This window comes from Ferrimonas sediminum (assembly GCF_900100175.1).
In the GTDB taxonomy this organism is placed as follows: Bacteria; Pseudomonadota; Gammaproteobacteria; order Enterobacterales; family Shewanellaceae; genus Ferrimonas; species Ferrimonas sediminum.
On the sequence record NZ_FNEM01000004.1, the window covers coordinates 269,101 to 289,710 of the forward strand.

Here is a 20,610-nt window from a genome sequence, read left to right on the forward strand (position 1 = left end):
GCGAGTTACGCCAACCAGCCAGCACCAACCTCGATGACCCGGACGCCGCTCAGTTGGCGCTGCCAGTCCTGATAACGCTCCGAAGATGCCACTACCAGCACTTTCTGGCCCGGCTCAAGCGCTGCGGGAAGGCACGCCAGTCGCTGGGCATCACGGCGACACAACTCATCCAGGCGCCCCGGTAAAACGCCGTCAAACCACAGCGCGTCGCACTCCTGCATCAGCATCGCCGCCTTCAACGGTAGCAGCTCCGAATCCACCTCGGCGGACAGCAGCAGTGCCCATCCGGTTCCAGCCTGCTGCTCCATAGCCTGCTCGAGCCGCGTCTCGGTCTGCTGATCATACGCCAGGCCATTGCTACCCAAAAACCGCTCCCAAACCCGGCGCCGGTTGGCCAACGGAATGCGGTAACGCGCCTCGCTCATGAACCTGGCCAGCGGCGATAATGACGACGGCAGCAACGACTCCAGTCGCCGCCTGAGCTCTTTCACCAGTACCGGTGCTCCCCCTTCACTGCCGATGGCCACCACCACCGGGCTGCGATCGACAATGGCCGGAGTGATCACCGTACAAGCTCCGGGATCGTCCACCACATTCACCCAGGCGCCCTGCTCTTTCGCCAGTACGCTGATGCGACGATTCAGCCCCTCATCGTCGGTGGCAGCAATAACCCCGTCAAAGCCGGGAATCAGGTCATCATCAAAGTGCCGCGACACCCAGTGAAAACCATCCTGCTGCGACCGCAGCTCGGCGCACAACTGCGGCGACACCAGAGTAATGGTCATTTCGGTGCGGCGCCACAACGCCAGTTTGCGGGCGGCCACTTCCCCCCCGCCGACAATCAGCAACCGTTTGGCCTTAGTATCAAAGAACAGGGGGAAATAACGCATCAGCTCTCCACCGGCAACTGCCGGTTCATCCAGTCTCGGCGACCGCCAATAAGGGAATACACCCGGGTATACCCCATCAGGTTGAGGTTCACCGCCGCCAGCACCGAGCGGTAACCGCCGCCACAATAGAGCACCAGTACCTGATCTTTATCCGGGTACAGGGACTCGATGTCCCGCTCCATCACTCCGCGCCCCAGATAACGGGCTCCGGGCAAGCGATCCCGCTGCCACTCATCCTGTTCACGCACGTCTATCAGCTGATGGGGCTGGCCTATGGCCTGCCAGTTGAGGAGAGTATCGATGGAGAGTTCATTAACTTGGGGCCGAAAGGTGTCGACCAGGGCGTCAAAGCCAGGGTTATGTTTCATAGCAACCTATTTCTGGGGAAAGCCCCCACAACGCCAACAGGTTTCGAAATGACCATCATTCTGCTCGTCGCAACTGGGGCACTGCCAAGGCGCCTGACTCTGATGATAGTGTTCCAACACCGCATTGGCTTTATCAAAATGACGACGTTGCACCAACAAACCGACCTCCTGGCTGTCTATGGGAAGCTCTCCGGTGCCTCCTGCCAGGGCTTCTCCCAGCAGGCGTACCATGACTCCCTGTTGCTCCAACGCCCCTTTCAGGGCATGGGCTTCTAGGGCATTACTGGCCCGGTACAACTCTACGAAGCTATCCATCATCCATTCCTCGTATAAACTCGGCCCCATACACAGTCCGATTTTCCGTTACCAAAATCGGCAACGCGACCGAACTGGGTGCCTCACCTTAAGGATATTTCAATCCGCCAGAATGCACCTGAAATTCGGCCACTTGGGCACTCCCTGATATTCGTTGCGCATCGACATCATCTACAAATTGCTAACAAAAAGCCACCCCGGAGGGTGGCTTTAAATAAAATTACCGTTGACTGGCCGAGTGTTACGGCAACAGGCTTTCCTGGTCGGCGCCCTCTTTCTCAATCACCACCGGCATCATATGCTCACGGGTCAGACCCAGCTTGATGGAGGCGTAACTGGCCACATAGATGGAAGAGAAGGTACCAAAGCCGATGCCCAACAGCATCGCCGTGGCGAAGCCATGAATCATCGAACCACCCTGAATAAACAGGGCGATGACCACAAACAGGGTGGTGCCTGTGGTAATGATGGTCCGGCTCATGGTCTGAGTCACTGAGGTGTTGACCACATGCTCCGGGCTGCCTTTACGCATCTTGCGGAAATTCTCCCGCACCCGGTCAAACACCACAATGGTGTCGTTGAGCGAGTAGCCCACCACCGCCAGGACCGCCGCCAGAACCGTCAGGTCAAACTCCAGGTAGAACGCGGAGAACACCCCGAGCGTCACCACCACGTCGTGCACCAGAGCCGCGACGGCCCCCAGTGCCAGACGCCATTCAAACCGGAACGCCACGTAAGCCAGGATACAGATGATGGCGGTCAGAACGGCCAGGCCACCCTGTTCAGCCAGCTCTTTACCCACCTGGGGACCGACAAACTCGACCCGCTTAATGACCGCGCCACTTTCCAGGCTGCGGGCCGCCTCTTCGATTCGGACCACCATTTCATTGCCTTTACCGGCCTTGGGCGGCACGCGAATCAACAGGTCGGTCGCAGCACCAAAGTGCTGCACGATGACGCCGTCGATACCTTGGGCTTCCACCGCTCTACGCAGTTCGGCGGTGTCTTTCGGCTGCTGGTAGACGATCTCCACCACGGTACCGCCGGTAAAATCCAGGCCCCAGTTGATGCCCCGGGTCGCCAGAGAGACCACCGAGGCGATCATCAGCATCACCGAGATGGCACTGATCACGCGGGCATGGCGCAGGAAATCGATCGTTTTATTTAGGGATAACAGTTCAAACATCGGTTTCCACTCCTTAAATCGACAGCTTCTTGAGACGTTTACCGCCCCACAAAGCGTTCACCACAGCACGGGTACCGACAATGGCGGTAAACATGGAGGTGGCAATACCGATCATCAGGGTGACGGCAAAGCCCTTCACCGGCCCGGTACCCACGGCGAACAGAATCAGCGCCGTCAGCAGGGTGGTGATGTTGGCATCGGCGATGGTTGAGAAGGCGTTGGCGTAGCCTTCGTGAATCGCCTGCTGGACGCTGCGTCCGGCCTTAAGCTCCTCACGGATACGCTCGAAGATCAGCACATTGCCATCCACCGCCATCCCCACGGTCAGCACGATACCGGCAATACCCGGCATGGTCAGGGTGGCACCGGGAATCATCGACATCACGCCCACCATCAGCACCATGTTCGCCGCCAGGGCGCCCACGGAGAGGAGGCCGAACTTACGGTAGTACACCGCCATGAAGAAGATCACCGCCACCAGGCCGGAGATCATCGCCGCCAGACCGTTGTCGATGTTTTCCTGACCCATGGAGGGACCGATGGTACTTTCCTGAACGATGGTGATCGGCGCAATCAGGGCTCCGGCACGCAATAGCAGCGCCAGTTTTTGCGCTTCCTGAGGCGTATCCAGGCCGGTGATGCGGAAACTGCGACCCAGGCGAGCCTGAATGGTCGCGGTGTTGATCACCTCTTCATGCTTTTCGAATTCCGGCGAGCCGTCAGGCTTACGCTTACCGGTCGACTTGTACTCGATAAAGACGGTGGCCATCGCCTTACCGATCTTGTCACGGGTCCAGTCCGCCATCTTGTTACCACCGGTGGCATCCAGGTTGATGCTCACCTGAGGCTGGCTGGTTTCGCTGAAGCCGGACTGGGCACCGGTGATGTGGTCACCGGTCAGAATCACCCGCTTATCCAGCAATACCGGACGGCCATCGGCACTTTCAAACAGTTGAGAACCGGCGGGGATCTGACCACGAAGGGCGGCGCCGAGATCGGCCCCTTCCGATACCATGCGGAACTCCAGGGTTGCCGTAGCACCCAGAATCTCCTTGGCACGAGCGGTATCCTGTACCCCGGGCAACTCCACCACGATGCGGTTGGTGCCCTGCTGCTGAACCACAGGTTCAGCCACACCCAACTCATTCACCCGGTTACGGAGAATGGTGATGTTCTGCTGCAGCGCGTACTTCTGCACTTCTGCCAGATAGGCTTCGCCCATACTGACGTGCAGGGTCATGTCGCTGTCATCAAACACCAGGTTGGGGTTGCGCTGCTTAAGAAAGTCCTCAGCCTTGACCAGGGTCTCCTGATCGCGGAAGCGAATCTCAATGCTCTTGGCACCGGCACGGATACCAGCATAGCGCAGGCGCTGCTCGCGCAGATCGGAACGAAAATCGGTGACCAGCTGGGTTTCCTGCTTGCGAATCGCTTCGCTCATGTCCACTTCCATCAGGAAGTGCACACCGCCACGCAGGTCCAGACCCAACTTCATTGGGCTACCGCCCACTGCCGCCAGCCAGTCCGGCGTCGCCGCTGCCAGGTTCAGCGCCACAAAGTAGTCACTGCCCAGTTCGTTGGCCACCAGAGCCTTGGCTTTCAGCTGATCCGGTGCACTGTTAAAGCGCAGCAGGATCTGGCCGTTTTCCAATTCCGCCCGCTTGATGCTCAGGCCGTCGTCCTCGATCACCTGCTGCAGACGCGTCAGGGTCGCCGGGGTCACCTCGGCGTTGCGGCCGGCAGAGATCTGCAGTGCAGGATCTTCACCAAACGCATTCGGTAAGGCATAGAGCGCACCGATGGCGAGGATAAACACCACCATCAGGCTCTTCCATAAAGGATATTTATTCAGCACCGCTGTGCCCTCTTAATACGATCTTACAGAGATTTCAGGGAGCCTTTAGGCAGTACCGCTGAGACATAGCTCTTCTGAATAGTCACTGTGGTATCTTCATTCAGAGCCAGTACCACGAAGTCGTCATCCTCTTTGATCTTGGCGATCTTACCCACCAGACCACCGTTGGTCAGCACTTCATCACCCTTGCTCAGGGAGCTCATCAGTGACTTGTGCTCCTTTACGCGCTTGGCCTGAGGACGGTAGATCATGAAGTAGAAGATCAGACCGAACACCGCCAGCATGATCAACATCTCTACACCGCCACCCTGGGGGGCCGCACCGGTTTCAGCGTATGCCTTTGCAATAAACATATCGGTTCTCTTTTAGTTATCAGTTAATCAATCAATTACAGGCGGCACAGGGCGGCCTTGCTTGGAATAGAACGTCTCGACAAAGTCGTCTAATTTACCTTGCTCGATGGCGCCTCGCAAACCTTCCATCACTTTCTGGTAATAACGCAGGTTGTGAATGGTATTGAGGCGCGCACCTAGAATTTCGTTACAGCGATCAAGATGATGCAAGTAGGAACGGCTGTAGTTCTTACAGGTGTAACAATCGCACTCGCTGTCCAGCGGGCTGGTATCGTCCCGGTGCTTGGCGTTGCGAATCTTCACCACCCCTTCGGCGGTAAACAGGTGGCCGTTACGGGCATTCCGGGTCGGCATCACGCAATCGAACATATCGATGCCACGACGCACCCCTTCTACCAGATCTTCCGGCTTACCGACACCCATCAGATAGCGGGGCTTATCTTCCGGAATCTTAGGACAGATGTGCTCAAGAATGCGGTGCATGTCTTCCTTGGGTTCGCCCACGGCCAGACCGCCGACGGCGTAACCGTCAAAGCCGATGTTCATCAGCCCTTCCAGAGACTCGTCGCGCAGATGCTCGTACACGCCGCCCTGAATAATGCCGAACAGCGAATTCGGGTTCTCCAGTTTATCGAAGGCATCGCGAGACCGCTGAGCCCAGCGCATGGACATCCGCATCGATTTGCCCGCTTCCTCTTCCGTGGCCGGATAGGGGGTGCACTCATCGAAGATCATCACGATGTCAGATCCCAGGTGGTACTGAATCTCCATCGATTTTTCCGGGTCCAGGAAGATCTTGTCGCCATTGATGGGATGACGGAAATGCACCCCCTCTTCGGTGATCTTACGAATGTGACCCAGGGAGAACACCTGGAAACCACCGGAGTCGGTCAGAATCGGCTTGTGCCAATTCATGAAGTCATGCAGGTCACCATGCTTCTGCATGATCTCGGTGCCCGGACGCAGCCACAGGTGGAAGGTGTTGCCGAGACAGATTTCGGCGCCAGTGGCCTCCACCTCTTCCGGCGTCATCCCCTTCACGGTGCCATAGGTGCCTACCGGCATAAACGCCGGCGTTTCCACGGTACCCCGTTCAAAGGTCAATCGACCGCGGCGGGCGCGTCCTTGGGTGGTGATCAAATCAAATTTCATTTCTACCTCTTGCCAGATAAACAGTCTGACTGAATAAAAGCCCTGGGGCATTGAATACACAATGTGGATTAAGGTGCCTGTTTTCAAGGGAGGGCGGTCATTTGCGGAGAAAAAGATCCAATTTGGCACCCTGATTGAAACCACAGGAAACAGACTGCCAATATTTCACCAAAATCCCCTCAACAACCCCCGATTAAACCAGTTAACTGTAACCGGTTTGGTCTTGATAGTGAGGCCGGTCGGCGAGCCGACCATTCCGCATCGGCCCCAGCACCGACACGGTTATTGCGAGTGAGTCTAGCCGATCCGCCCGAAAATTAATCCAGGCAATCTTCCTGGCTGTGAAGCTTCTCATCCCGATTGATGAACATTGCATCGCCATAGCTGAAAAAACGATACCGGTTATCAACCGCATGCTGGTAGGCCGCCATCACCTTATCCTGACCGGCAAACGCCGAAACCAGCATGATTAAGGTGGATTCAGGCAGGTGAAAATTGGTCACCATGGCGTCCACCAGTTGGAAGCGGTAACCGGGATAGATGAAGATGTTGGTGTCGCTGGCAAAAGGTTGCAGCTCGCCGGTTTTCACCAGCGACGCCTGGGCCGCGGACTCCAGTGACCGTACCGAGGTGGTGCCCACAGCCACCACCCGGCCACCGTCAGCCTTGGTTTTTATGATGGCATCCACCACCTCCTGAGGCACTTCGGCCCACTCGGAATGCATATGATGGTCTTCGATCTTGTCGACCCGCACCGGCTGGAAGGTGCCCGCCCCCACATGCAGTGTCACATAGGCAAAGCGCACCCCTTTGGCCTTCAGCTTTTCCAGCATACCGTCATCGAAGTGCAGGCCTGCCGTCGGCGCCGCTACCGCGCCAGGCCGGCTGTTGTAGACGGTCTGATAACGCTCGCGATCGGCCTCATCGTCCGGGCGATCAATATAGGGTGGCAATGGCATATGCCCGATGGCATCGAGAATGCTGAGTACCGGCGTGCTGCCCTGAAACTCAAGCTCAAACAGCGCATCGTGACGGGCCACCATGATCGCTTTGACGCCCTGCTCAAACTGCAGTTCGGTGCCGACCTTGGGGGACTTGGAGGAACGGACGTGGGCCAGCACCCGGTGGGCGTCCACCACCCGCTCAACCAGAACTTCGATTTTACCGCCGCTGGCTTTCTTGCCAAAGACCCGCGCCGGAATCACCCGAGTGTTGTTAAACACCAGCAGATCGCCGTCATGGAGGAGATCCAGCAGATCCGGAAATTGCCCATCCACCAGGTGGCCGCCGTTGCCATCCAGGTGCAGCAGTCTCGACGCGCTGCGCTGGGCCATGGGGAAGCGGGCGATTAGCTCATCGGGAAGGTCAAATTGAAAGTCAGCAACCTGCATTGATATCAGTCTCATTCTTGCGCCGCGAGGCGGGGGGGCAGTAGTCTAAACCCATTCAGAGTCGGGATCTAGCCTGTGGCTCCAGGACGGTGCGCTCTTTTTTGTCCACAACTCGCCCGATCCCTGCACAACAATTCACCAACCCCGCCCCTTTTCAAAACTTTACCGTCTCTCGACACTCACCGATGTCCCCTTCGCTACAGTGGTCCCCCCCGAACTGTTGGAGACTCCCCATGGCCCCTAAGGTGAGGCCACTGCGCTGACCCACCCACCGACTTTGACCGGGCCGACTCTGGTCGGCCTTGCCCCACTGCGCCCCTGCCGCTAAGGTAAAGCCATGACCCAGGCAAACGAACCCTCATGAACTTTCTCGCCCATCTGCATCTGGCGGATCTGACTCAGACCAGCCTGGCTGGCGCCCTGGCCGGAGACTTTGTCAAGGGCCGCTTCGATGACCAACCTGAGGCACTGAAACAGGGGATCTGGCTGCACCGCCAGGTGGACAGCCATATCGATGGCCACCCTTTGCTGCTGCAACTGAAATCCCGCTTTCCCGGCCACTACCGCCGCACTTCGGGGATTCTGCTGGACATGGCTTTTGATCACCATTTGGCCCGACACTGGGATCAGTACCACCCGTTGCCCCTGCCCCAGTTTTGTCAGCATACCTACCGAATCCTACTGAGCGACCCGCAACTGCCTCCTCAGTGCCGGCCCCTGGCCACTCACATGTCCCAGGGTGACTGGCTCGGCAACTACGCCCACCATTCGGGGCTGACCCGGGCCATCAACGGCATCGCCCAGCGCCTGTCCCGGCCGCAGATGCTGCTGGGAGGCGAGCAGGCCTTGGCACAGCTGGAACCGGAGATCCTCAGCACCTTCTCCCGCCTCTACCCGCAAATCATCGACTTCGCCCACGACGCCGCCCGCCGGTATCCACAGTTCTGACCCAGGGGGCATCACTCAAAAGGATCGCCGTACACCTCTTTTTCGGTCAGCCACAGGCGGGTATCGAACTCCAGCTGATGGTAATCGGGCAGCATATGCAGGCACAGCTGGTAGAAGCCCTTGTCGTGTTGCTTGTGCTTAAGGTGGGCCAGTTCATGGACACAGATCATCCGCAGCAGCGGTTCCGGGGCACGCTTAAACAGCGCCGCAATGCGAATCTCATTATGGGTTTTGACCTTGGCACCCTGACGGCGCTGCACGTAGCTGTGGGTACCCAGGGCGTTATGGATGACATGCAGACGGGTGTCGTACTGCACCTTATTCAGCACCCCGGCTTTTTTCATGTGCTGCTGTTTCAGCTGCTGCAGGTAGTCACGCAGGGCACCGTCGCTGCCCACCTGGTGCAAACCGGGATAGCGGCGCCGAAGGCGCTCGCCGAGTTGGCGTTGCTCCAGCAACTGCGATACCTGCTGCACAATCTCAGCCGGATAGTGGTTCAGGTAGGGCAGCGAGCGCTCGATTACAGCCATTCGTTCATCACCACATGAGTGGTGATCTTCACCACCGTCGGCAGGGCATCCAGCTCGGCGCGAATCTCATGCAGTCGCTGCATCGAGTCCATTTTGACAAACACCAGCAGGTCGATGTGGCCGCTGATACCATGACAAGTGATCACCTCGGGAATCTGACGAATGTTATCGGCGATGTCCTTGCAACTTTTGTCTTCATGGACAATCTCGAAATAAGCGCTGATGCCGGACAGCATCGACTGCTGCAGCTGCGCACGGTAGCCGCGGATCACGCCGCTTTGCTCCAGCTTTTTAATCCGCTCCGACACCGACGACCGGGCCAGGTTAACCTTGTCGGCGATGGCGGCCACCGGCTGGCGGGCGTTAAGTTTTAACTCCGCCAGTATGGCCTGATCAAAGCGGTCCAGTGACGATCCCATGCTGCTGCTCCTGAGGTACTACTGCCGACGATTCGTCGGCAAACTCCGATAATCTGACTGCCAATTCCGACAGCTCAGGCGACGGATTGCAAGTACAATCTTCATATTGCACGCCTACTGAAGACCCGTTATGACGCATTTAAAAGGAAGCATCGGCCGCTGGCAGGGTGTCGGCCTGATCACCACCTCACTGCTGGGCACCAGCGTGTTCATTCTGCCCCAGGTCACCGTCGACATCGCCGCTTCCGGGGCACTGTGGTCCTGGGTACTGCTGGTTCTGGTGATTCTGCCGGTGGCGCTGATCTTTGCCGAGCTGGGCAAGCGATTCCCCAACGCCGGCGGCCCATCCCACTTTGTGCACCGCGCCTTTGGCCGGCGACTGGGCACCACCATCGGGGTGCTGTTCCTGTTTGCCGCGCCGGTCGGCACCCCGGCGGCGATCATGATGACGTTCGAGTTTATCCAGCCTCTGGTGAACCTAGACGGTGGCGCGCTGCTGGCGGCGCAACTGGCCATGTTGGCCTTGCTGTACCTCATTAACGTGGGCGGCATTCAGCTGTCCAGTGTGCTGCAACTCGGACTGACCTTGGCAATTCTGGCTGTGGTCATCGCCCTCGCCCTGGGGGCGCCACTGCCTCAGGCCAGTCACCTGCAGCCCATGGTGAACACCGGCGTCTGGAGCGCCTTTGGCATCGCTCTGTGGGCCTATCTCGGGGTCGAAGTCGTCAGCCACCTGTCCGAGGAGTTTAAACGGCCACGGCAAGATTTTGTGCCTGCCATGGTGATCGCCACCCTGTTGGTGGCAGCGGTTTACCTGGTCTGCACCCTGATGGTGCTGGAGCGACCCCATGACAGCACACTGGCCATGGTTAGCCTGTTCAATGACCGATTCGGCCAGGGTGGCGAGTGGGTCATCGGCCTGCTGGGCACCGCCGCCGGTTTTGCTACCGTCAACACCTACCTGGCCTCTATGTCCCGGTTGGCGTGGCGACTGGCCCAGGACGGGCAACTGCCGGCGGGTTTTGGCCGCCTGAACCGCCACAGGGTTCCCACCTTCGCCCTGGCGATGCTGCTGGCCGTCGTCGCCCTGTCCCTGTCCCTGTCCCACGGTTTTGGCTGGCAGTTTGAGGTGCTGCTGGAGTGGGTCAACGGAGTATTTGTGATGATCTACCTGTGCTCGATGCTGGCGGCACTGAAGCTGCTGAACGGCCGCTTTCGCGTCAAAGCGCTGCTGGGGGTTGGCGGGTGTCTGTTGTTTGCCTGGTCACTGGGCTGGAGCATGCTGTATGGCGTCGCCATCTTTATCACGGTGTGGTTGCTGGGAGGACGGACAGTCGTTGCTGGCCAACCCCGGCCCCTGTCGTAAGTCGACCGGGACTGGAAGCAAAAAAATAGAAAAAAAAGAGGGGTGGCCGCAAGATCCACCCCGAAGCACAAGCAACGTAGCTAAATTGGAAGGATGCCCCCATAGCCCGGGGGCCTGACTCCCGAGGAAGCCAGATGGCCAACGGTCGGGGACTGCCTTGACCGTTGCCCGCGGCGCCGACGGCATGACAGCGCCACAGGATGGATCCGCGAAAGCGATACCGCAGGCCTTCGCGCTGCCCCGTCGCCAGTGGCGACGGGGACACCATTAGCCGAACTGGTTCATGGTGTTGTCTTTACCCGAGGCCTTCAATGCCGCCTCGCCGGAGAAGTACTCCTTGTGATCGTCACCGATGTCGGAGCCGGCCATGTTCTGGTGTTTCACACAGGCGATGCCCTGACGAATCTCCTGACGCTGGACGTTCTTGACGTAGCCGAGCATTCCCTGCTCACCGAAGTATTCCTTGGCCAGGTTGTCGGTAGACAGAGCCGCGGTGTGGTACGTCGGCAGGGTGATCAGGTGATGGAAAATTCCCGCTTCCCGGGCCGCATCGGCCTGGAAGGTACGAATCTTTTCATCGGCCTTGGTCGCCAGTTCGCTGCTGTCGTACTCGGCACTCATCAGGTTGGCACGATCATAGGCCGACACGTCTTCACCGGCTTCCTGCATGGCATCAAACACCTGCTGACGGAAGTTGAGGGTCCAGTTGAACGACGGGCTGTTGTTGTACACCAGCTTGGCATTGGGAACGACTTCACGGATGCGGTTCACCATGGCGGCGATCTGACCCACGTGCGGCTTCTCGGTTTCAATCCACAGCAGGTCGGCACCGTTTTGCAGTGAGGTGATGCAATCCAGAACCACCCGGTCTTCACCGGTGCCTTTACGGAACTGGAACAGGTTGCTGGCCAGGCGCTTAGGCTTGAGCAGCTTGCCGTTGGCCTTCACCACCACGTCGCCATTTTTAATGTCATCGGCGCTGTTGACGTAGTCGCCGTCCAGGAAGCTGTTGTACTGATCACCCAGATCCCCTGGCTCGTTGGTAATGGCGATCTGCTTGGTCAGGCCGGCGCCCAGCGAGTCGGTGCGGGCCACAATCACGCCGTCGTCCACACCCAACTCCAGGAAGGCGTAACGCACGGCTCGAATCTTGGCCAGGAAGTCTTCATGAGGCACGGTGACCTTACCATCCTGATGACCACACTGTTTCTCGTCCGACACCTGATTCTCAATCTGGATACAGCAGGCACCGGCTTCGATCATCCGCTTGGCCAGCAGGTAGGTGGCTTCCGCATTACCAAAACCGGCATCGATGTCGGCCACAATCGGCACAATGTGAGTCTGATGGTTGTCAATCTGAGACTGAATCTGGGCGGCTTTGCTGGCATCGCCGGCGGCCTTGGCATCATCCAGGTTGCGGAACAACCCACCCAGCTCACGGGCGTCGGCCTGGCGCAGGAAGGTGTACAGCTCCTCGATCAACCCCGCCACCGAGGTCTTCTCGTGCATCGACTGATCCGGCAGAGGGCCAAAGTCAGAGCGCAGGGCCGCCACCATCCATCCGGACAGGTACAGATAGCGACGATCGGTGCTGTTAAAATGCTTCTTAATGGAGATCATCTTCTGCTGACCGATGAAACCGTGCCAGCAGCCCAGCGACTGGGTGTACTGAGTCGGGTCATTGTCGTAGCGCTCCATATCGGCACGCATAATGCCGGCGGTGTATTTGGCAATGTCCAGGCCGGTCTTAAATTTATTCTGGGCCTTCATGCGGGCAGCGTATTCCGGGCTGATGGCGTTCCATGCGTTGCCCTGTGACTCGATCAGCGTCGCCGCGGTGTCGATGTCAGATTGATAGGTGGACATATTCATACTCCTTGAAATTCAGTGCTTCTTAAGAAATCGTTTCTTGCGTCAAAATCTGATAGCCCGGCAGCGTCAGGAAGTCGGCCAGCTCATCCGAGGTGGTCAACTCCTCAAACAGAGTGGAGGCTTGCTCAAAGGCGCCGTGATCAAACCGCTCCTCCCCCAGCTCCTGGCGAACCACCTTCAACTCCTGCTCCAGCATGGAGCGGAACAGGGCCGGCGTGATCAACTGGCCGTTGTCCAGGCTCTTGCCGTGCTTGATCCACTGCCAGATGGAGGCTCGAGAGATCTCGGCAGTGGCGGCGTCCTCCATCAATCCGTAGATGGGCACACAACCATTACCGGTGATCCAGGCTTCGATGTATTGCACCGCGATGCGAATGTTAGCCCGCATGCCGGCTTCGGTGGCCTGCCCCTCACAGGGCTGCAGCAACTCTTTGGCGGTGATGGGGGCATCCACATCGCGGCTGATGTGCAGCTGATTGTCCATCTCCGGCCCGATAAACTCGTTGAACACCCCCATAGCGGTGTCCGCCAGACCGGGGTGAGCCACCCAGGTGCCGTCGTGGCCATTGCGGGCTTCCAGCTCTTTATCCTGAGTCACCTTGTCCAGCACCTTCTGCTGCAGCTCCGGATCCTTAGCTGGAATGAAGGCCGCCATGCCGCCCATGGCCAGTGCGCCCCGCTTGTGACAGGTCTTGATCAGCAGGCGTGAGTACGCCGACAGGAACGGCTTCTCCATGGTGACCTGTTGCCGGTCCGGCAATACTCGATCAGAATGGTTACGCAGGGTTTTGATGTAGCTGAAGATGTAATCCCAACGGCCGCAATTCAGTGCCACGATGTTGTTGCGCAGTTCATACAGGATCTCATCCATCTCGAACACCGCCGGCAGGGTCTCAATCAGGCAGGTCACCTTGATGGTGCCCGGCTGAAGACAGAACCGCTCCTCGGTGAAGGCAAACACCTGAGCCCACCAACGCGCCTCCAGATGACTCTGCAGCTTGGGAATGTAGAAATAGGGACCGGAGCCCTTTTTCAACAGGGTTAGGTAGTTGTGATAGAAGTACAGGGCGAAGTCCACCAACGCCCCCGGCAGCGGCTGGCCGTCAAACAGGATATGATTTTCCTTCAGGTGCAGACCTCGGACGCGGGCGATCAGCACCGCCGGGTCCTCATTCAGCTGGTAGTGCTTGCCATTGCCTGGATTGGTGAACTCGATGGTGCCCTCTACGGCGTCCTTAAGGTTCTGCTGCCCTTCGATCACCTTTTCCCAGCTCGGTGCCAGAGAGTCTTCGAAGTCGGCCATAAACACCTTCACCCGGGCATTGAGGGCATTGATGATCATCTTACGGTCCACCGGGCCGGTGATCTCGACCCGGCGATCCTTCAGATCATCGGGAATGCCGAGAATTTTCCAGTCACCATCGCGGATGTCTTTGGTCTCAGGCAGAAAGTCGGGCAACTGGCCGGCATCGACAATGGCCTGCCGCGCTTCCCGCCCCGCCAGCAGCTGATTGATCGCCGGCGCAAATCGACTGCCCAGCTCTGCCACAAATGCCAGAGCCTCTTCAGACAAAATCGCTTTGTATTCCGGCTTTTGAGGGCCGATAACCTGAATCCCTTGCGCTAACTCTGTAACCTGGCTCATATGACGCACCTCCAGTGCAACTTTCATTTGTAACTATAAAACCACCTAACCCAGCCACCAGTTTAGACGATTCCTGGTTAAGTTTTGCCCTAAGCGACCTGTATTAAACCTGCACCAGCCCCATTTAAAGATCAATAGCCAATTCATGGTTTTTTTACATACCAATAATAAACACCTGATAAAAAACAACTTTCAGTTAGAACAAACACTTTAAACGGCAGTTTTAATTGATTGATTCAATTTAGACTAAGGTCGTATTACACCAAGGTCTAATTTTGTAGTTGCTTTACTACAAAAGAAATCTTTCGAAGGACAAAAATGCCAATAATTGATATTTAGTGATGAATCGATGCGGAATGATTAATTTATTCAAAAAAATTAACTATCTACATTTTTGCAGTTATAGCATTGATTTATTTAGAAAATATGCAACCAAGGGCGACCGAGACCCAACATCGACTCGAGGGGCTGTCAAATTGAAGGGGTGAGACTTTCATCAAAAAATCTGAATGCGTGTGACGAAAGATAACATCTTAACCACAGTACAGAGCAGCCGCCGCTACCAGGGAAACCACAAAAAAGCCGCAGACCTGAATCTGCGGCTTGGTGGACGTCCTCTAAAGTAACAGCAGCCTCAGCCCGCCTTAATGACGCTGGCTTTGACCTTTTCTCTCATGGTTTGCAGCAGGTAATAGAATACCGGTACCAACAGGGTGCCGACCACCCCGGCCATCAGCATGCCGCCAAATACCGCATAGCCCAGGCTGTTGCGACTCTCTGCACCGGCGCCGGTCGCCACCACCAGAGGCAATACCCCCAGAATAAAGGAGAACGCCGTCATCAATACCGCCCTGAACCGCATCCTGGCTGCGGTGACGGCGGACTCGACAATACCGTTGCCCCCCTCCCGCTGCTGCTTGGCAAACTCGACAATCAGGATGGCGTTCTTCGATGCCAGCCCGATCAGCAACACCAGACCAATCTGGGTATAGAGGTTGACCTCGGCTCCCGCCAGCCACACATAGGTAAAGGCCCCCAGTATCGCCACCGGCACCGCCAACATCACCGCCAGCGGGATGGTCCAGCTTTCGTACTGCGCCACCAGGAACAGGTAGGTGAACACCAGTGCCAGGCTGAAAATCAACGGCGCCAGGTTCCCCGCCTTGATCTCCTGGTAGGTCTGGCCGGTCCAGCTGAAGCTGTAGCCCGCAGGCAGGTTACCCGCCGCCACCTGCTCCATGGCCGCCACCGCCTCACCGGAACTGTAACCCGGGGCAGGGATGCCGTTGATCACCGCTGAACCATAGAGGTTGTAGTTGTTGACCACCTCAGGGCCCAGGATCGGCTCCACTCGTATCAGGGTAGAAAGAGGCACCATCTCCCCCTGGCCGGTACGTACATAGAAGCGGGCAATGTCCCGGTCGGAGTTGCGATACTCCTCCTCCGCCTGCAGCATGACCCGGAATACCTTGCCAAAACGGTTGAAGTCGTTGACGTAGTTTCCGCCCAGCTGAGTCTGCAGTGTGGAGAACACCTCGGTCAGCGGAATACCCAGGGCCTTGGCCTGGTTTCTGTCCACATCCACGAACAGCTGAGGCGTATCGGCACGGAAATTACTAAACGCCATAGCGATCTCAGGACGACCATTGGCTTCGATGATCAGCCCTCGCATCACCTGGGCCAGTTCAGCGGCGCTGCGCCCCATGGTGTCCTGCAACACAAACTCGAAACCGCCGACGTTACCCACACCGGGCAGAGGCGGCAGGGCAAACACCATCGCCTGAAGCAGCGGATTCTGGGCGTAGAGCCCCTGCAGTTGACGCATGATCGCCTTGTCAGTCAACTCCGGCGCCTGACGCTCATCCCAGTCCTCCAAGACCACCACCAACAGCCCCCCATTGGAGGAGACCGAGCCGGAGAGGACCGAGAAGCCAGAGGCGTGGATGACGCTGTTGACCCCGGGCACAGCCAGGGTCTGCTCCACCATCTGCGCCATCGCCTCCTCGGTTCGGTTGAGAGAGGCACCATTGGGCAACTGAACATCGACCAGGAAGGATTTCTTATCTTCCGCCGGCACAAAGCCGGTGGGCAGCGAGGCCCCCAGCCAGGCGGTGGTGCCGATAGCGGCCACAAAGGCCAGCATCGCCAGAGCGCTGCGACGGATCAGGATCCCAACCCAGCCGCTGTACCCCAGAGTCAACTTGTCGAAGTTGCGGTTAAAGGCGCCGAAGGGGCCGGTGGTCTTGGGCTCTGGTGCCTTGAGCACCGAGGCACAGATCGCCGGGGACAGCGTCAGGGCGTTCACCGAGGAGATCAACACCGCTACACAGATGGTCACCGAGAACTGGGCGTACATCTGCCCGGTGATTCCCGGCATCACCGCCGTGGGGGCAAACACCGCCAACAGCACCAGGGTGGTGGCCACCACCGGACCGGTGACCTCCTCCATCGCCTTGATGGTGGCCGCCCTGGCATCCAGCCCCTCCTCCGCCATGATGCGGCTGACGTTCTCCACCACCACGATGGCATCATCCACCACGATGCCGATGGCCAGGATCAGGGCAAACAGGGAGATGGTGTTGATGGTCATCCCCCCCACCAGCAGGAATACAAAGGTACCCACCAGGGAAACCGGAATGGCGATCCCCGGAACCAGGGTGGCGCGAAAATCCTGCAGGAACAGGTACACCACCGCAATCACCAGGGCGATGGAGATAAACAGCGTCTGCACCACCTCCTTGATGGAGACAGTCACAAACTCGGTGGTGTCGTAGAGAATGGTGTATTCCATATCCTGGGGAAAGTTCTGGCTGAGCAGAGCCATCTGCTCGCGTACCGACTGGGCTACCTCCAGGGCGTTGGCATCCGGACTCTGGTAGATGGCAATAATGGCACTGGGTGCATTGTTGAGCTGTCCCTGGGCATCGTAGGTCTGGGATCCCAACTCTACCCGGGCGATATCCCCAATCACCACCTTGGAGCCGTCCTCATTGGAGCGCAGCACCACCTGCTCAAACTCCTCCACCTCAACCAGCCGGCCCCGGGTCTGCAGGCTCAGCTGAAACTGCTGATCCCGGGAGATGGGGGCGGAGCCGATGCGCCCCGCCGGCACCTGAATGTTCTGCTCCTGTAGAGCCGCCTGCACATCACTGGCGGTGATCGCCAGGGCCGCCATTCGGTCCGGATCCAGCCAGATCCGCATGGCGTAATCCAGACCACCGATGATCTGCACCTCGGACACCCCGCCCTGACGGGCCAGCACATCCTTCACATTCAGAGTGGCGTAGTTGGTGAGAAACAGGGAATCCAGGCTGCCTTGAGGCGCCACCAGGTTCACCAGCATCAGGAAGTTGGGGCTCTGTTTCTTCACCCTCACCCCCTGCTTGGTCACCGTCTCAGGCAGCCTGGGCAGCGCCTGCTGTACCCGGTTCTGAACGTTCACCTGGGCGTCGTCGGCGTTGGTGCCCACCTCGAAGGTCACCGTCAGGGAGTAGCTGCCGTCGTTGGCGGACTTGGAGGACATGTAGATCATATCCTCCACCCCGTTGACCTCGGCTTCGATCACCTGTGCCACGGTATCTTTCACTACCTCGGCACTGGCGCCCGAGAAGCTGGTGGTCACGTTGATCTGCGGCGGTGACACATCGGGAAACTCGGCCACCGGCAACAGTGGAATCGACAACAGCCCCGACAGCGTCAGGATGATGGAGATAACGAAGGCAAACTTGGGCCTGAAGACAAAAAAGCGACTGATCATGTTGCCCCCTAGCCCTGGTTAAAGGGAGTAGCACTGCGCTCGGTGGCCTTGACCTCCACCCCGGGGCGGATCTTCTGCAAGCCTTCCACCACCACCTTTTCGCCATCCTTGAGGCCGTCTCGAACCTCCCAGTCGATGCCGAACTGCTGACCCAGGGTCACCAGGCGTTTCTCCACCTTGTTCCCGGCCCCCACCACGAAGACATAGCGCCCCTGCTGATCCTGCTGCACCGAGGCCTGGGGCACCAGCAACGCCATCTCGGTCTCCGGCGCCTTCACCACCAGGGTGACATAGGTACCGGGCAGGACAAACTCATCGGGGTTGGGGAAGGTGGCTCGCAGTTCCACCGTGCTGGTGGCGGCATCCACCCGGTTGGAAACGTAGTCCACCTTACCTTGGTGGGCATACTCATCGCCGTTGGGCAGCCTGAGATAGAGAATCAGTTCCTCCAGCCTCGGCAACGCATTGGGGTTTTCCTGCATCACCCGGTAGGCGTTGGACATCTCCCGGGCGGAGACCCGAAAGATGACCCGGATGGGGTCCACCTGAACCAGAGTGGCCAGGTCCTGCTGCAGGTTGACCAGATCCCCCTGAGAGATCAGCGCAGTGGAGATCTTGCCAGCGATGGGGGCACTCACCTTGGTGTAGGAGAGCTTGAGCTCGGCGGCCTCCAGGGCGGACTGTGCCTGCACCACCTGGGCTTCTGTCTGCAGCTTGTTGGCGGTGAGAGAGTCCATGTCGGTGGCGGAGATCATGCCGTCAGGCAACAGTTTCTTGCCCCGGCGCCAGTTGAGGATCGCCACATCACGAGCGGCGACGGCCCTCTGCAGCTCGGCGGCCACCTGGGCACGCTCCGCCTGGTAGGGGGCCGGATCAATTTCAAACAGCAGCGCCCCCTGCTCCACATGGTCCCCTTCGATGAAGTGGCGTTTGAGCATGGGACCTGACACCTGGGCCTGGATGCTCACATCCTCGCTGGCCTGGGTCCGGCCCACGTATTCCATGCTGTAGGTCACCGGCTTCAAGGCCACCGTGGTGGTGGTGACACTGGGGGGAGGCGGAGGAGGGGCCGTGGTGGCCTGGTTACAGCCTCCCAACAGGGCCAACGACACGAAACCTAACCAGGCTATCCCTCTCATAGAGCTGCTCCTTACCCTTGGAAATCTGCATACTTGCAACTTCCATGAGCATATCACAGCTCATCTATTGACCAAGTTTCAACTTACTGAATTGATCAATTTTTTTACGCTTGTGACAGCACTTCCAGAGTAAGCAGTCCCATGTATCCCGCAAAGCCAATAAGCAAGAGAGCCCCCGCCAGCCGGTTCATGGGCACATAGGGCGCCCGGCCGTGACGGTAACGGGCCAGCAGGAAGAACAACCCTGGGATCAGGGTCAGGGCAAACATCGCCGGCACGTCCCTGGCCATCACCTGCTCAGGCAGGGTCATACCGTCGCCGATCAACCCGGGAAACGCCAATACCCCGAGCAGGTTGAAGATGTTGGAGCCCACCACGGTGGCCAGGGTCATGTCATACAGGCCCCGGCGCACTCCGGCCACCGCCGCCGCCAGCTCTGGCAGGCTGGTACCGAAGGCGATCACCGTCAGGCCGATCACCAGCTCACTGACCCCAAAGGCCCGGGCCAGCTCGACACTGCCCCACACCATCACCTGGGAACTGGAGAGCAGCAGTACCAGCATCAGCACGGTCTCCGCCACGGCGCGCCCTTGACCAACCTGCAAGAACTCCACCTCCAGCTCCTCGTCGCTGTTATGGCTGCGCCCGAGGTAGATGCCATAGACGATCATCGCCCCCAGCAGCGCCAGTCCCTGAGGCCACCCCAGAGATCCGCCCATCAGCACCAGTACGGCATAGGTCATCACCAGCAGCAGGATGGGAAACTCCCGCTTGAGAAAGCGTCGGCTGATCATCAGCGGCGTCACCAGGGCGCAGAGCCCGAGCACCAGGCCGGTATTGATGATGTTGGAGCCGATGGCATTCCCCACTGAAAGACCTTCGGCGCCATTGAATGCGGCCACAGCGCTCACCAGCAGCTCCGGCGCCGAAGTGCCAAAGGCGACAATGGTCATACCGATAAAGACAATGGACAGCCCCATATGCTTAGCCAGGGTCGCGGCAGCGGCAATCAGACGATCGGCACTGAAAGTCAGCACGATAAAGCCACCGATGACGGCCATTAGGGGAAGAAACAGAAAAGACACGATTAACACACTCCGAGGGCCATGCACACGAACACCTCACCCCCTGCCCTCGCCGGAGTTAAGCTGTTCGAGTCTCATCAATCCGTAATGCCACAAGGTTGTGGATTACGCCGACAGTGCCAAGCCGACAGGCTGAGGATGTTGACACTGCCCCCTGCTTTAGCGCAGAGCGACTACTCCCCCGAAATTTGGAGCGAATTATAGCCAGCGTCATCGGTAAACACCAGCCTTGGCTGCGGCGATCGACAATAAAAATCTCCGACCCCGGCACTCGTTCCAGCGCGGAATCGGAGTATAATTATCCGGTCTGCCGTCCCGCGCCTGTTGGCGCCCTCTAGG

At 58.4% G+C, this 20,610-nt stretch carries 17 protein-coding genes; 2 read left to right on the forward strand and 15 right to left on the reverse strand.

Annotated features, from left to right (window positions below; all coding sequences use genetic code 11):
• Positions 1-5: 5 nt before the first annotated feature.
• The 8 genes from BLT77_RS07315 to queA form a co-directional block, all read right to left on the reverse strand.
• Positions 6-890, reverse strand: a complete 885-nt coding sequence (locus BLT77_RS07315; protein WP_090364155.1) for a precorrin-2 dehydrogenase/sirohydrochlorin ferrochelatase family protein — start codon at positions 888-890, stop codon at positions 6-8.
• The gene (locus BLT77_RS07320) at positions 890-1,258 is read right to left on the reverse strand and encodes a rhodanese-like domain-containing protein (protein ID WP_090364158.1); all 369 of its coding nucleotides are present in this window, start codon (positions 1,256-1,258) and stop codon (positions 890-892) included. Before BLT77_RS07320 ends, BLT77_RS07315 begins: the two co-directional genes overlap by 1 nt.
• 6 nt (positions 1,259-1,264) lie before the next feature.
• Positions 1,265-1,573: a putative signal transducing protein gene (locus BLT77_RS07325; protein WP_090364160.1), complete on the reverse strand. Its 309-nt coding sequence runs from the start codon at positions 1,571-1,573 to the stop codon at positions 1,265-1,267.
• Between the two features lie 241 nt (positions 1,574-1,814).
• Complete coding sequence (gene secF, locus BLT77_RS07330; protein ID WP_090364162.1) at positions 1,815-2,759, reverse strand: protein translocase subunit SecF; 945 nt, start codon at positions 2,757-2,759, stop codon at positions 1,815-1,817.
• A 13-nt stretch (positions 2,760-2,772) separates the two neighbouring features.
• Entirely contained in the window at positions 2,773-4,614 is a 1,842-nt protein-coding gene (gene secD, locus BLT77_RS07335) for a protein translocase subunit SecD (RefSeq protein WP_090364165.1), read from the reverse strand.
• A 23-nt stretch (positions 4,615-4,637) separates the two neighbouring features.
• A complete protein-coding gene (yajC, locus tag BLT77_RS07340) occupies positions 4,638-4,967 on the reverse strand; it encodes a preprotein translocase subunit YajC (protein WP_090364168.1) in 330 nt (109 codons plus the stop codon).
• 27 nt (positions 4,968-4,994) lie between these two features.
• Positions 4,995-6,119 (reverse strand): tRNA guanosine(34) transglycosylase Tgt, encoded by a 1,125-nt coding sequence (gene tgt / locus BLT77_RS07345; RefSeq protein WP_090364171.1) that lies wholly within the window; start codon positions 6,117-6,119, stop codon positions 4,995-4,997.
• A gap of 317 nt (positions 6,120-6,436) precedes the next feature.
• On the reverse strand, positions 6,437-7,510 hold the full coding sequence (queA, locus tag BLT77_RS07355) for a tRNA preQ1(34) S-adenosylmethionine ribosyltransferase-isomerase QueA (protein WP_090364178.1): 1,074 nt from the start codon (positions 7,508-7,510) through the stop codon (positions 6,437-6,439).
• A 360-nt stretch (positions 7,511-7,870) separates the two neighbouring features.
• On the opposite strand from queA, the gene BLT77_RS07360 reads away from it, so the two are divergent.
• On the forward strand, positions 7,871-8,458 hold the full coding sequence (locus BLT77_RS07360; protein ID WP_090364181.1) for an acyl carrier protein phosphodiesterase: 588 nt from the start codon (positions 7,871-7,873) through the stop codon (positions 8,456-8,458).
• Positions 8,459-8,469: 11 nt separating this feature from the next.
• Here the strand turns inward: BLT77_RS07360 and BLT77_RS07365 are convergent, their stop codons facing one another.
• Positions 8,470-8,988 carry a M48 metallopeptidase family protein gene (locus BLT77_RS07365; protein WP_176819225.1) on the reverse strand — a complete coding sequence of 173 codons (519 nt, stop codon included), beginning with the start codon at positions 8,986-8,988 and terminating at the stop codon, positions 8,470-8,472.
• The gene (locus tag BLT77_RS07370; RefSeq protein ID WP_090364412.1) at positions 8,979-9,395 is read right to left on the reverse strand and encodes an Lrp/AsnC family transcriptional regulator; all 417 of its coding nucleotides are present in this window, start codon (positions 9,393-9,395) and stop codon (positions 8,979-8,981) included. Before BLT77_RS07370 ends, BLT77_RS07365 begins: the two co-directional genes overlap by 10 nt.
• 142 nt (positions 9,396-9,537) lie before the next feature.
• Between BLT77_RS07370 and yjeH the strand changes: the two genes are divergently transcribed.
• The gene (gene yjeH, locus BLT77_RS07375; RefSeq protein WP_090364184.1) at positions 9,538-10,773 is read left to right on the forward strand and encodes an L-methionine/branched-chain amino acid transporter; all 1,236 of its coding nucleotides are present in this window, start codon (positions 9,538-9,540) and stop codon (positions 10,771-10,773) included.
• Between the two features lie 267 nt (positions 10,774-11,040).
• Here the strand turns inward: yjeH and BLT77_RS07380 are convergent, their stop codons facing one another.
• From BLT77_RS07380 to BLT77_RS07400, 5 genes are all read right to left on the reverse strand, one after another.
• Positions 11,041-12,639 carry an isocitrate lyase gene (locus tag BLT77_RS07380; RefSeq protein ID WP_090364187.1) on the reverse strand — a complete coding sequence of 533 codons (1,599 nt, stop codon included), beginning with the start codon at positions 12,637-12,639 and terminating at the stop codon, positions 11,041-11,043.
• 28 nt (positions 12,640-12,667) lie between these two features.
• Positions 12,668-14,290, reverse strand: coding sequence for a malate synthase A (gene aceB, locus BLT77_RS07385; protein ID WP_245709890.1), 1,623 nt, complete (start codon positions 14,288-14,290; stop codon positions 12,668-12,670).
• A 634-nt stretch (positions 14,291-14,924) separates the two neighbouring features.
• Positions 14,925-18,047: an efflux RND transporter permease subunit gene (locus BLT77_RS07390; protein WP_090364193.1), complete on the reverse strand. Its 3,123-nt coding sequence runs from the start codon at positions 18,045-18,047 to the stop codon at positions 14,925-14,927.
• 8 nt (positions 18,048-18,055) lie between these two features.
• Positions 18,056-19,186, reverse strand: a complete 1,131-nt coding sequence (locus tag BLT77_RS07395; protein ID WP_090364196.1) for an efflux RND transporter periplasmic adaptor subunit — start codon at positions 19,184-19,186, stop codon at positions 18,056-18,058.
• 104 nt (positions 19,187-19,290) lie between these two features.
• Entirely contained in the window at positions 19,291-20,271 is a 981-nt protein-coding gene (locus BLT77_RS07400) for a calcium/sodium antiporter (protein WP_245709891.1), read from the reverse strand.
• Positions 20,272-20,610 lie beyond the last annotated feature (339 nt).

Coding starts and splice junctions, on each gene's coding strand:
- BLT77_RS07360 (WP_090364181.1), top strand. CDS start 7,871: ATGAACTTTCTCGCCCATCTGCATCTGGCGGATCTGACTCAGACCAGC.
- queA (WP_090364178.1), bottom strand. CDS start 7,510: ATGCAGGTTGCTGACTTTCAATTTGACCTTCCCGATGAGCTAATCGCC.
- BLT77_RS07320 (WP_090364158.1), bottom strand. CDS start 1,258: ATGAAACATAACCCTGGCTTTGACGCCCTGGTCGACACCTTTCGGCCC.
- BLT77_RS07390 (WP_090364193.1), bottom strand. CDS start 18,047: ATGATCAGTCGCTTTTTTGTCTTCAGGCCCAAGTTTGCCTTCGTTATC.
- BLT77_RS07325 (WP_090364160.1), bottom strand. CDS start 1,573: ATGGATAGCTTCGTAGAGTTGTACCGGGCCAGTAATGCCCTAGAAGCC.
- BLT77_RS07395 (WP_090364196.1), bottom strand. CDS start 19,186: ATGAGAGGGATAGCCTGGTTAGGTTTCGTGTCGTTGGCCCTGTTGGGA.
- BLT77_RS07315 (WP_090364155.1), bottom strand. CDS start 890: ATGCGTTATTTCCCCCTGTTCTTTGATACTAAGGCCAAACGGTTGCTG.
- BLT77_RS07380 (WP_090364187.1), bottom strand. CDS start 12,639: ATGTCCACCTATCAATCTGACATCGACACCGCGGCGACGCTGATCGAG.
- secF (WP_090364162.1), bottom strand. CDS start 2,759: ATGTTTGAACTGTTATCCCTAAATAAAACGATCGATTTCCTGCGCCAT.
- aceB (WP_245709890.1), bottom strand. CDS start 14,290: ATGAGCCAGGTTACAGAGTTAGCGCAAGGGATTCAGGTTATCGGCCCT.
- tgt (WP_090364171.1), bottom strand. CDS start 6,119: ATGAAATTTGATTTGATCACCACCCAAGGACGCGCCCGCCGCGGTCGA.
- yjeH (WP_090364184.1), top strand. CDS start 9,538: ATGACGCATTTAAAAGGAAGCATCGGCCGCTGGCAGGGTGTCGGCCTG.
- BLT77_RS07365 (WP_176819225.1), bottom strand. CDS start 8,988: ATGGCTGTAATCGAGCGCTCGCTGCCCTACCTGAACCACTATCCGGCT.
- yajC (WP_090364168.1), bottom strand. CDS start 4,967: ATGTTTATTGCAAAGGCATACGCTGAAACCGGTGCGGCCCCCCAGGGT.